10 protein-coding genes are annotated in these 11,639 nt (G+C 42.7%); 5 read left to right on the forward strand and 5 right to left on the reverse strand.

Annotated elements, in window-relative coordinates:
- The first annotated feature begins 10 nt into the window (after positions 1–10).
- Both ppk1 and ppx read left to right on the forward strand, forming a co-directional pair.
- Positions 11–2,107: a polyphosphate kinase 1 gene (gene ppk1, locus OW495_RS22795; protein WP_289888512.1), complete on the forward strand. Its 2,097-nt coding sequence runs from the start codon at positions 11–13 to the stop codon at positions 2,105–2,107.
- On the forward strand, positions 2,098–3,609 hold the full coding sequence (ppx, locus tag OW495_RS22800) for an exopolyphosphatase (protein WP_102514059.1): 1,512 nt from the start codon (positions 2,098–2,100) through the stop codon (positions 3,607–3,609). The genes ppk1 and ppx overlap by 10 nt, the downstream gene beginning before the upstream one ends.
- A 64-nt stretch (positions 3,610–3,673) precedes the next feature.
- On the opposite strand, the gene OW495_RS22805 is transcribed toward ppx, so the two are convergent.
- From OW495_RS22805 to phoB, 3 genes are read right to left on the reverse strand one after another with little or no spacing between them, the layout of a single operon-like run.
- Entirely contained in the window at positions 3,674–4,651 is a 978-nt protein-coding gene (locus OW495_RS22805; RefSeq protein ID WP_102514060.1) for a phosphate ABC transporter substrate-binding protein PstS family protein, read from the reverse strand.
- Positions 4,648–5,946 carry a phosphate regulon sensor histidine kinase PhoR gene (gene phoR / locus OW495_RS22810; RefSeq protein ID WP_017106503.1) on the reverse strand — a complete coding sequence of 433 codons (1,299 nt, stop codon included), beginning with the start codon at positions 5,944–5,946 and terminating at the stop codon, positions 4,648–4,650. Before phoR ends, OW495_RS22805 begins: the two co-directional genes overlap by 4 nt.
- 33 nt (positions 5,947–5,979) lie before the next feature.
- Positions 5,980–6,669, reverse strand: coding sequence for a phosphate regulon transcriptional regulator PhoB (gene phoB, locus OW495_RS22815; protein WP_102514061.1), 690 nt, complete (start codon positions 6,667–6,669; stop codon positions 5,980–5,982).
- A 193-nt stretch (positions 6,670–6,862) separates the two neighbouring features.
- Here phoB and rdgC point away from each other — a divergent pair, with 193 nt between their 5' ends.
- From rdgC to OW495_RS22830, 3 genes are all read left to right on the forward strand, one after another.
- Positions 6,863–7,777, forward strand: coding sequence for a recombination-associated protein RdgC (rdgC, locus tag OW495_RS22820; protein ID WP_009848262.1), 915 nt, complete (start codon positions 6,863–6,865; stop codon positions 7,775–7,777).
- A gap of 206 nt (positions 7,778–7,983) precedes the next feature.
- Complete coding sequence (gene yegQ, locus OW495_RS22825; RefSeq protein WP_102514062.1) at positions 7,984–9,402, forward strand: tRNA 5-hydroxyuridine modification protein YegQ; 1,419 nt, start codon at positions 7,984–7,986, stop codon at positions 9,400–9,402.
- 20 nt (positions 9,403–9,422) lie between these two features.
- Positions 9,423–9,677 carry a YfhL family 4Fe-4S dicluster ferredoxin gene (locus OW495_RS22830; protein ID WP_004735061.1) on the forward strand — a complete coding sequence of 85 codons (255 nt, stop codon included), beginning with the start codon at positions 9,423–9,425 and terminating at the stop codon, positions 9,675–9,677.
- A gap of 42 nt (positions 9,678–9,719) precedes the next feature.
- Here OW495_RS22830 and OW495_RS22835 read toward each other — a convergent pair whose 3' ends face one another.
- Together OW495_RS22835 and mepA are read right to left on the reverse strand one after the other, a co-directional pair.
- Positions 9,720–10,028, reverse strand: coding sequence for a hypothetical protein (locus OW495_RS22835; RefSeq protein ID WP_004735060.1), 309 nt, complete (start codon positions 10,026–10,028; stop codon positions 9,720–9,722).
- A 274-nt stretch (positions 10,029–10,302) separates the two neighbouring features.
- Positions 10,303–11,142: a penicillin-insensitive murein endopeptidase gene (gene mepA / locus OW495_RS22840; protein WP_102514063.1), complete on the reverse strand. Its 840-nt coding sequence runs from the start codon at positions 11,140–11,142 to the stop codon at positions 10,303–10,305.
- Positions 11,143–11,639: the final 497 nt, after the last annotated feature.

Raw genomic sequence — 11,639 nt, forward strand, 5'->3', positions numbered from 1 at the left:
TATCATCTCGATGGAAAAAGACTATGTCACAAAAGAACTTAGCTGGTTATCCTTCAACGAAAGAGTACTCCAAGAAGCGGCCGACAAGTCAGTTCCCTTAATCGAAAGAGTTCGTTTTTTAGGTATTTACTCGAAAAACCTCGATGAGTTTTACAAAGTCCGATTTGCTGATGTGAAACGAAAGATCTTACTTCAAGATCCTCAATTACCTGCCAACTCGCAGAAAACCCTGCTAACTCAAATGCAGAGCAAAGCAAGTAAGCTCGATGTTCAATTCCATGAACTGTATAGCGACTTACTATTGGAACTGGCACGCAATCGTATTTTTCTGGTCAACGAACAGCAAATTAGCGAAGAACAGAGTGAGTGGATCAAAAAGTACTTTAAGAAAAAAGTGCTGCCACATTTAACTCCGTTTCTCTTGAACGAAGATAGCCAGTTACTCAATATTATCAAAGATGAACAAAGTTACTTGGCGATCGACATTGAGCAAGAGACATCTTCTCAATACGTCTTACTCGAAATCCCATCTGAAGCTCTCCCTCGATTTGTTAAGTTACCAGACACTTCGGGTTCACAGCGTACGACTTTGATCTTATTAGATAATATAGTTCGATGTTGTTTAGATGACTTGCTTAAAGGATTCTTTGAGTACCACTCATTACGTTGCTTTGCTATAAAAATGACTCGTGATGCCGATTATGACCTTCAAGAGAGCAATGAAAATAGTCTACTAGAATCTATGTCGTTGGGTTTAGAACAGCGCTTGACGGCACTACCGATACGCCTTATCTATGAGTCAGAAATGCCTGCTGAAATGCTCAACTTCTTACAAGTCAGACTTAAGCTGTCTGACTATGACAGTGTCATTGCGGGTGGTCGCTATCATAACTTCAAACATTTCTCTGAGTTCCCAAGCCTTAATCGACGTGATTTAGTTAATCGTCCACTACCCGCGATTAAGTGCGCGCATTTCAGTCACTACCCAAACTATTTCGAAGCGATCAAAGCTCGTGACATCTTGTTGCATTACCCTTATCACACCTTTAATCACATTACTGAACTCGTGAGGCAGGCTTCCTTTGACCCGAAGGTAACCTCCATAAAAATAAACGTTTACCGTGTTGCAGAAGGCTCAAAGCTCCTTAGCTCGATCATCGATGCGGCACACAATGGTAAGAAAGTAACTGTCGTCGTTGAGCTGCAAGCCCGCTTTGATGAGCAAACCAATATTCAGTGGACAAAGAAACTTCAAGAATCCGGTATCAAAGTCATCCATGGCATCCCAAGTTTGAAAATTCACTCTAAGCTGCTGCTCATTAAACGGAAAGAAGGCAAGCATACGACGCATTACGCTCATATTGGCACCGGTAACTTTCATGAAGTAACAGCGCGCGTGTATACCGATTTTTCTCTGCTCACTGCGAATGAAGATTTGACCCAAGAGGTGAGGCAAGTCTTTAAGTATATTGAAAACCCTTATCAAAAATCACAGTTCAAACAACTGATTGTGTCACCAAAGAATACAAGAAAACGTCTGTATCAATTGATAGATAATGAAATACAAAACGCGATAGAGAACAAGCCTGCAAGTATCACTCTAAAACTCAACAATTTGGTCGACCGAGAGATCATTGAGAAGCTCTATCAGGCCAGCCAAGCCAATGTAAAAGTGAGAATGGTCATTCGTGGTATGTGCTCTCTCGTACCAGGAGTCCCCAACATCAGTGAGCAGATTGAGATTGTTAGTGTGGTCGATCGCTTTCTCGAGCACCCAAGAGTGATGATCTTTGGTAACGCTGGAAATCCAAAAGTCTATATCTCCTCTGCAGACTGGATGACACGAAACTTCGATCATCGGATCGAAGTTGCAGCCCCAATTTTAGATCCAAAGATCAAGCAAACCATTATCGATATAACCGAGTTTCATTTCGATGACAGCAACAAAGCTCGAGTGCTAGAACAATCGATGAGCAACCCTTACATACAACCACCAGCAAACCCACTTGATTACCCGACGTCGCAACTCTCCACTTACCACTATATTAAACGTATGGAGAAACTTGCTCGCAAGAAGTACAAACAAGAGAAGAAATCATGCCGCTAATTGATAATAAACATTCTCGATGTATTGCCGCTATCGACTTGGGTTCGAACAGCTTCCATATGGTGGTTGCCCGAGTATTCGATCAACACCTGCAATTAGTCAGCAGACACAAACATAAAGTTAGATTAGGCGATGGATTAGATGAACATAACTTCCTATCCGAAAGCGCTATCGAGCGAGGGTTAGAGTGCCTTAAAGTGTTCGCAGAGCGACTAGCGGATTTTGAACTTGATGATGTCAGAGTCGTCGCGACTCATACCCTAAGAAAGGCCAAAAACGCTAAAGATTTCTTAGAGCAAACCAAACCACTGTTTCCTTTTCCAATAGAGATCATTTCCGGTCAAGAAGAAGCTCGAATAATCTATAACGGTGTAGAACACACTCAAACTGCTTCTGAATCTAAATTGGTTATTGATATCGGTGGAGGGAGTACGGAACTCGTCTCTGGGCTAGGCTTTACCCCCCAAATGATGCGCAGTTTACCTATGGGATGCGTCAGCTTTACTCAACGTTTCTTTTCTAACGGAGAGCTAACCTCACAACACTTCTCAGATGCTTATACCGCAGCTACTCGTCTATTGATGCCATTGATTGAAGAATACACAAAGGCCCCTTGGGAAATCGCCTTTGGCTCATCAGGGACGGCTAAATCAATAAAAGAGGTACTCATTGGCTTAGGGTTTACCGATGGTCTCATTACGCCGCAACGTCTGTCCTATTTGAAAAATCACTTATGTGAGTTTTCATCATCCAAAACCTTAGACCTTTCAGGTTTAAGTGATGAGAGAAAGCCAGTGTTTGCTGCTGGCGTCACCATTCTTTCAGCAGCTATGGATACGCTAGACATAAAGGAGTTACATTTTTCTGATGGCGCCCTGAGAGAAGGCGTTCTTTATGATATGGAGGATAGATTTAAAGATATTGATGTTCGAACAAGAACCGCAGAAACGCTCGTATCTCGATACCATGTTGACGTAGCTCATGGCCAGAAAGTCAAAGAACTCGCCCTTGCATTACTGAAACAAGTGCAGCCTCAAGTAACGACTATGGTCACTAATGAGCTGTATGATCTAGTTGGTTGGGCTGCACTACTTCATGAGGTAGGACAAAGCATCGCATTCCAAGGCTATCACCGCCATTCGGCTTATCTGCTTAAGCACACGACAATGCCCGGTTTCAATACTGAGCAACAACGTCTTATCTCAACATTGGTTCGCCACCAAAGAAAAGCGATTAAGCGACAAGACTTACCGGAACTTTCTCTGTTTACTCCACAACAAACAACGCTACTAATTCGCATATTAAGACTCGCTATCTTACTTAACCGTCAGCGAAATCAAGCACTGGCCCCGAACGTGACTCTAACGATTGAACAACAGGATAACTGGGAATTGAAAGGATCTAACAGCGATTGGTTGGCCCAAAACCAACTGCTTGAATATGAACTCAAAGAAGAACAACAACGTTGGCAAAATGCTGGATGGTCGTTAAAGGTAGAATAACGAACAGTCAAAACAAAAACAGCCTGCGACTTAGCAAGCTGTTTCTACATATTTTGTATCTGGATCATAGCCCGACTTTTGCCAGTTCTTGCTCTGCGAACTCAGGCGGTATCGCTAAATAGCCATCTTTCTCTACCAGTTCTTGTCCTTGCTTCGAGAATACAAAAGTGAGGAACTCTCTCTCTACAGGAGAAAGCGGTTTATCTGGGTGTTTATTCACATACACATAGAGAAAGCGCGATAGAGGGTAATCTCCGCTTAAAATATTCGCTCGAGTAGGCTCTACGTAATCAGAACCATGCTCGGCAATAGGAATTAACTTTACACCAGCCACTCGATAACCAATACCTGAGTACCCTATCCCGCTGATTGATGAAGCGACCGACTGTACAACCGACGCAGATCCTGGTTGTTCATTGACTCGGTTCTTGAAGTCGCCACTACATAATGCGTTTTGTTTGAAGTAGCCATAGGTTCCCGAAACGGAATTACGACCGAACAGTTGGAATCTATGTTTTGCCCACGGCTGGCTGATACCTAAATCTTGCCAATTGTTTAGCGGCTTAGTCGCGCCACAGCGCAATGTCTCTGAAAATATGCTGTCAATTTCGCGAAAATTAAGCCCCTCGATAGGGTTATCACGATGCACAAAAAGACCAATCGCATCGATAGCAACTCGAAGCGCTGTCGGCTTATAGCCATGCTCCCTTTCGAACGCTTCCACTTCTCGTAGGCGCATCGGGCGACTCATAGGCCCAAGGTGAGCAGTACCTTCGGTTAATGCAGGAGGTGCAGTGGACGATCCAGAAGCCTGAACTTGAGCATTCACGTTCGGGTAGTAAGACTTAAACTCTTCAACCCATAACGTAGTCATTCCCGCTAAAGTATCCGAACCGACAGACAACAAGCTGCCAGAAATACCCGGTACCTTAGAATAATCAGGAAGAGAATCTACACCTTGATCGGCATGAGCAGGGGTAACCAAAGCTAATGCTAATAATGAACTGATGGGGAAACGCATCCTGCGTATTAAAGAACTCATGACACTGTCAATCGGCTAGGCAGCGTGAAATGGAATCGGCTACCAACACCCACTTCACTTTGAATTTCTAAATGTGAATCATGGTGACTAAGCGCATGTTTCACAATAGCTAACCCTAGGCCACTGCCCCCAGTATCGCGTGAGCGTGCTTTATCAACACGATAGAAACGCTCGGTAAGTCGATGCAAGTGTTGTGGTTCGATACCGTCTCCAGTGTCTGACACATCCAAACACGCGCCTTGACTGGTTTGATACCAACGAACCTTTACGGTCGCACCAGGTGGCGTGTATTTCACTGCATTGTAAACCAGATTCGATATCGCACTTCTTAACTGATCTTCATCAGCTAATACGCGTAAGCTCTTATCAATATCAAATTCCAGCTTGTGTTCTCGCTCTCCACTGAGACTAGCGGCTTCTTTTTCAAGAACTTCCAACATCGCCGGAACGTTAACCACTTCATCCAATTCATGCATTGGCGCCGCTTCTATCTTAGAAAGAGTAAGAAGCTGATTGACCAAACTGTTCATGCGATTCAATTGCTCAGTCATCACACCATGAGCCTTAGGCCACATAGGCCCAACGACCATGTCTGGATCTTCCGTCATTTCAAGATAGCCCTGAAGTACGGTCATTGGAGTGCGTAGCTCGTGAGAAACGTTAGCGAAAAAGTTACGACGCATGCCTTCTAGTTGTTTTAGCTGAGTAACATCACGTACTACCATGAGGTGTTCGCCCTCGGTATACGGTACGATACGAAGCTCAAGCATGCGCTCCACGTTAAGTGGCGAAGGCATCTCTAACGGTTCTGAAAAGTCTTGTTTATTAAGGTACTTGATGAAGTCCGGCGTGCGGATCAAGTTAGAGATCGGTTGACCTGAATCGTCTGGCCAGCGAAAACCCAGTAAATACTGAGCAAGCTTGTTACACCAAACAATATTGCCTTCACCGCGAAACACCACAACGGCATCGGGAAGGGATTCAGCACCGTTTCTGAAACGGCGGATAAGGTTGGTCAATTCTTTGCGCTTACGACGCTGTCTCTGCTGCATACGATAGATACCGTTAAACAGAGACTCCCAGTTTCCAGAACCTGAAGGGGGTGTTAACCGCTTTTCATCCCACAACCAAGCAGACAAACGCATTTGATAGTGTAGATGCCATGCTAACTGTAATACTGTTGCAGCCAGCAATAACCAAGGTAAATAACCGAATATCCATCCGACTATAATCCAAGGTGCGTAAAAAAAAGCCAGCTCCCAAGCTAGCTTCTTCCAGGTTAACTTCTCAACCATTCAGGACTCCATAAACTGGGCAGTGAAGCCACATTAAGTCTTTGTAGAAAAACGGTAGCCTGCGCCGCGAACCGTTTGAATTAATTTGTCATGACCAGCAGATTCAAGTGCTTTGCGTAAACGTCGAATATGAACATCAACCGTACGATCTTCAACGTAAACGTTGGTACCCCAAACGTTATTGAGCAGTTGCTCTCGGCTGTATACTCGCTCTTGGTGAGTCATAAAGAAATGCAGCATTTTGAACTCGGTTGGTCCCATATCAACTGGGCCTTCGCTTGCTGTCACACGGTGAGATACAGGGTCTAATTTAAGCCCTTGAACATCTATCACATCTTCCAATGCCGTTGGTGTTACACGGCGAATAACCGCTTTCAGACGAGCGACCAACTCTTTTGGCGAAAATGGTTTGGTAATGTAGTCGTCAGCACCAACTTCTAAACCGCGAACCTTATCTTCTTCTTCACCACGAGCCGTCAGCATCACCACTGGGATGTTGCGAGTTAACTCTTCACGCTTCATGTGCTTGATAAAGTTTATCCCGCTACCACCAGGTAGCATCCAATCTAGTAATACTAGATCTGGGAAAGGTTCACATAGCTTGTTTACCGCTGTATCGTAATCTTCAGCCTCTACTGCTTGGTAGCCTTTTTGCTCAAGTACAAAACACAACATCTCACGAATAGGTGCTTCATCTTCAACGACCAGAATCCTTCTCGACATAATTGAATAGCCTTAGTATTTAATCAACGCATTGCATTATCTGGTTTAATTATGACACTTTTGTGACCTTTGAAAACAAATTTTCATATAACTGTCTCAAACATTTCACTTTTAATTTTTATTGCAGGTATAAGACAAATGGATCGAAATCTCCTATGATGAGCGTCTTCAGATAAAGGTATGAGAAATATTTATGTGGTTTAAGAATTGCCTCGTCTATCGCTTTAATCGTGATATAGACTTCAACGCAGATCAGCTAGAGAAACAACTTGAAGAGTTCCGTTTTACCCCTTGTGGTAGCCAAGACAAGCAGAAGTTTGGTTGGGTAAACGCTATGGGTAGACACGGCGATATGATGACGCACGTATCAGAAAACCGCATTCTCATCTGTGCAAAGAAAGAAGAGAAAATGCTTCCAGCTTCTGTGATCAAAGATTCATTGAATGCAAAAGTAGAAACGCTTGAAGCGGAGTCTGGTACTCCTCTGAAAAAGAAAGAGAAAGACAGCCTAAAAGAAGACATCATCATAGATCTTCTTCCTCGTGCTTTCAGCCGCAGTAACTTCACTTACGCACTGATCATGCCGAAAGAAGGCTTTATTGTTGTTGATGCTAGCAGCTACAAAAAAGCAGAAGACGTACTAGCATTACTACGTAAAACAATGGGTAGCTTGCCAGTAGTGCCAGCTATTCCAGAGCAAGCGATTGAAACAACGTTAACGGAATGGGTTAAGTCAGGTGATACGCCTAAAGGCATCACTATGCTTGATGAAGCTGAGCTTAAATCAATCCAAGAAGACGGCGGTATTGTGCGAGTTAAGAAACAAGAACTAGAAGCTGATGAGATTAAAAACCACATCGAAGCCAATAAAGTTGTGACTAAACTTCTGATCAACTGGCAAGATCGCATTGAGTTCATTCTTGCTGAAGATGGCAGCATCAAGCGCCTAAAATTCAGTGATGAACTAAAAGATGAGAACGACGATATTCCTCGTGAAGATCAAGCTGCACGTTTTGATGCAGACTTCTCACTACTTTGTGGTGAATTCAGTGTTTTCCTACCAAACCTATTTGAATCATTAGGCGGGTTAACTCAACCTAACGCTTAATTGTTTCGATTTGAAGCTCAGGTGTCGACGATATCTGAGCTTATTTTCTTTCCCACTCCCGCTTATCAATACCTATCAACTCGCTTCTTAATACCATTGTTATCTTTAGGGCTATCAACCAAACTCATTTTAGCGTAAAATTTGCGCCCCTTTGATATCACTTGGTGGTATCAACCTGACTTGAGATCAGATTAGAGAACGAAGCAATGACTACACAGAAACCATTTGTACCTGAACTATTATCACCGGCAGGAAGCCTTAAAAACATGCGTTACGCATTTGCCTATGGCGCAGATGCAGTATACGCAGGCCAGCCACGTTACAGCCTTCGTGTTCGTAACAACGAGTTCAATCACGAAAACCTACAAATCGGTATCGATGAAGCTCATGCTCAAGGCAAAAAGTTATATGTTGTATGTAACATTCAGCCACACAACTCTAAATTAAAAACATTCATTCGCGACCTTAAACCAGTTGTTGAGATGGGCCCAGACGCACTTATCATGTCAGACCCAGGTCTTATCATGATGGTACGTGAATCATTCCCTGAAATGCCGATCCACCTTTCAGTTCAAGCAAACGCAGTAAACTGGGCGACCGTTAAGTTCTGGTCAACTCAAGGCGTTGAGCGTGTGATCCTATCTCGTGAGCTATCTCTTGAAGAGATCGAAGAGATTCGCGAACACTGCCCAGAAACAGAGCTAGAAATCTTTGTTCACGGTGCTCTATGCATGGCTTACTCTGGTCGTTGCCTACTTTCTGGCTATATGAACAAACGCGATCCAAACCAAGGCACTTGCACTAACGCTTGTCGTTGGGAATACAAGACAGAAGCTGCGAAAGAAGACGAAAATGGTCAGATCGTTGAAGCTAACCCTACAGGCGTTGCTATTCAAGAAGTAGAAACTCAAGGTATTGAAGTTCAAGACGAGCGCCCTGACAACACACTAGGCCTTGGTAAACCAACTGATGAAGTCGTTTTACTTTCTGAATCACACAAACCTGAAGAGAAAATGGCGGCGTTTGAAGATGAGCATGGTACTTACATCATGAACTCGAAAGACCTTCGCGCAATCCAACACGTTGAGCGCCTAACGAAGATGGGTGTTCATTCATTGAAGATTGAAGGCCGTACTAAGTCTTTCTACTACTGTGCACGTACAGCACAGGTTTACCGTAAAGCTATCGATGATGCTGTTGCAGGTAAGCCATTTGATGAGAGTCTAATGGGTACGCTCGAGAGCTTAGCTCACCGAGGCTACACTGAAGGCTTCCTACGTCGTCACACTCACGATTCATACCAAAACTACGAATACGGTTACTCTATCTCTGATACTCAACAGTTTGTTGGTGAATTCACAGGTAAACGCCGTGGCGACCTAGCTGAAGTAGAAGTGAAAAACAAATTCCTAGTTGGTGACAGCCTAGAAATGATGACACCGAAAGGTAACGTTGTCTTCAAACTAGAAGTTATGGAAAACCGTAAATCTGAAGCAGTAGACGATGCGAAAGGTAACGGACACTTTGTGTTTATTCCTGTACCTACTGATCTTGATCTAGAATTTGGTTTGTTAATGCGTAACTTGAGCGCAGGCCAAGATACACGTAACGCTTCAGGTAAATAACGGTTACTTTGGAAAGATAAATGGCTCTACTAATAACTGACAAGTGCATAAACTGCGATATGTGTGACCCTGAATGCCCAAATGGTGCAATCACTATGGGTGACAGTATCTTCGAAATCGATCCTGATTTATGTACTGAGTGTAAAGGTCACTATGAGAAGCCAACATGTCAGTCAGTGTGTCCCATTACAAAATGCATAATCACTGACCCAAACCATATTGAAACTGACGACGAATTATTAGAAAAGTTTGTCATTATTCAAGGCTTGACCTAAAAGATAAAAGGTTCAACTTAATCATCAAGTTGAACCTTTTTTTTAACCCGATTTTTCAATGGGATATATGTTGCAGAACATTTCTTTCTCAAATTGGTATTCAAGTTGTTCTCGCCAATTTTTGGTTTGAGATACAGGTACCAAATAAAAACTCTCCCGACTGGTATCGGTGACAAACGCCATTCCATACTGCATCAGTTCATAATGAACATCATTAACAAAACTAGGATCTAACCGTTGTCGACCGGTTAGCTGGTTTATATCTTCTCTAGAAATTGAAATACCAGTCTTCTCACTATTGAATCTATGTCTTAACCATTTAGAGAATTCCCTCGCGCAAATCATAGTCATTGTCTTATCCTTGAATTTTTATAGACGGGTATCAGACTCTGATTTTCATATACTGCACATAAGCCGCATCTTTCACCCAAAAACACGCCATCCCTGACTAAGCATTATCAAATTCATCGTTGTTTTTGCTATTGCCGTTATTCGTTTGTTTTTATATCAAACGATGTTCTTAATTACGTGTTTATAAACTCTAGACAAAAGTGTGACATTTCTCCAGTTTCAGAGACGAGAAAGTCAGTGGCATTACCACTGTAATTAACCTCGATAGATGCGATTACTTATTGGATATCAAGGCCAAACACTGACTCGGCATTACTTTAACTTTCTTTTTTTTCTTACTTTTAGCTACTTTTTTAGGTGGAGGCACTGGAATGGTCTGCGGAGCCCAACTGGCAAGTTCATCTCCACAACCATCACCTTTTGGCGGGTTTGCTTGAGCGATGCAGTTAGAGCTACCTTTAGGACATTTTAAACGAACATGAAAATGAGAATGATGTCCCCACCAAGGTCTGATTTTTCCTAACCAAGCTCTCTCATTGGCATCAGAGTTTTCTTGGTCACAAAGAGTTTGTTTAATAACAGGATGGACGAAGATACGTACCACTTTTTGATCTTTGGCTGCATAGCGAATAACTTGAAAATGGTCATCGGTCCAATTTGATTTACGCAGTTTGTAATTAGTAAGGTCGACAACACTTATTGGCTTAGGAACAGCGAGTTCATTTTCGGAAAGTCTCTCATCAGTGAGCCTTAACCATATATCAATATCCAACCCAGTCTGGTGGCTTGAATGACCAGATGAGAAGCGTCCCCCTCGAGGTAGAGAAATATCACCAACCAGTAAATTGGTATTGAGTTTTTCGCTCGTAGTCACACCTAATCTTTCAATAAACTGAATAGCCTCGGTATGGCCATAATAGCGCTCTCTCTGAGGGCGAATAATTTGATAGCCCTCCCCGTTAATAGGCAAAGCCTGTGCGCCGTCTAGACAACCATTAGCATAACTGCCAATAGATGATGTTGAGTTGATTGTCGGGCTCTTAGCCTTTTCCCAAGGCGTTGCAATAGCTACGAATGAACATAACACAGTAGCCACAGCGCAAAGTAACCTCATAACGATCCCAAATAATTGGTCTTTAGTATTTATACTAGCTGTCATTTAGGAATAGGGGCATATAAGTAATAAGTTTTTCGGAACATAAAATGAAAATGAAAAGCAACGTGTCTTATCCGTTAACTTTCATCACTACTATTGGCTAACCGAAGAAACGTAAAGGTCTCAAATTTGTCACTGACGTTTGAATTTCGTATAACGGTCAGCCACTGCACCTTGACGATTAACAGCATTAATTCATCGTCTTAAAAATAAAATTGAAGAAGTGAGCAGAAAATAAAAAGGCTCCAGTCTTTCGACTGAAGCCTTAATATATTCATGCAACAACATAGGTTGTTTTAAACTGAACTAACGATTAGCGATGTTGAGATAATTTGTAGCAGTAGAGCTTCGTTGTTCATTTATCTATATCGGAAAAAGCAAAAAGGCTCTAGTCTTTTGACTAGAGCCTTAAATATGGCAGGGGTGGAGAGATTCGAACTCCCAACACGCGGATT

Origin of the sequence: Vibrio sp. 14N.309.X.WAT.E.F5, assembly GCF_030397615.1 — a bacterium.
GTDB lineage: Bacteria > Pseudomonadota > Gammaproteobacteria > Enterobacterales > Vibrionaceae > Vibrio > Vibrio lentus.

Excerpts from the sequence above, each read along its gene's own strand:
- OW495_RS22835 (WP_004735060.1), bottom strand. The coding sequence starts at position 10,028 with ATGACTATGATTTGCGCGAGGGAATTCTCTAAATGGTTAAGACATAGA.
- OW495_RS22830 (WP_004735061.1), top strand. The coding sequence starts at position 9,423 with ATGGCTCTACTAATAACTGACAAGTGCATAAACTGCGATATGTGTGAC.
- ppk1 (WP_289888512.1), top strand. The coding sequence starts at position 11 with ATGGAAAAAGACTATGTCACAAAAGAACTTAGCTGGTTATCCTTCAAC.
- rdgC (WP_009848262.1), top strand. The coding sequence starts at position 6,863 with ATGTGGTTTAAGAATTGCCTCGTCTATCGCTTTAATCGTGATATAGAC.
- phoB (WP_102514061.1), bottom strand. The coding sequence starts at position 6,669 with ATGTCGAGAAGGATTCTGGTCGTTGAAGATGAAGCACCTATTCGTGAG.
- OW495_RS22805 (WP_102514060.1), bottom strand. The coding sequence starts at position 4,651 with ATGAGTTCTTTAATACGCAGGATGCGTTTCCCCATCAGTTCATTATTA.
- phoR (WP_017106503.1), bottom strand. The coding sequence starts at position 5,946 with ATGGTTGAGAAGTTAACCTGGAAGAAGCTAGCTTGGGAGCTGGCTTTT.
- ppx (WP_102514059.1), top strand. The coding sequence starts at position 2,098 with ATGCCGCTAATTGATAATAAACATTCTCGATGTATTGCCGCTATCGAC.
- mepA (WP_102514063.1), bottom strand. The coding sequence starts at position 11,142 with ATGAGGTTACTTTGCGCTGTGGCTACTGTGTTATGTTCATTCGTAGCT.
- yegQ (WP_102514062.1), top strand. The coding sequence starts at position 7,984 with ATGACTACACAGAAACCATTTGTACCTGAACTATTATCACCGGCAGGA.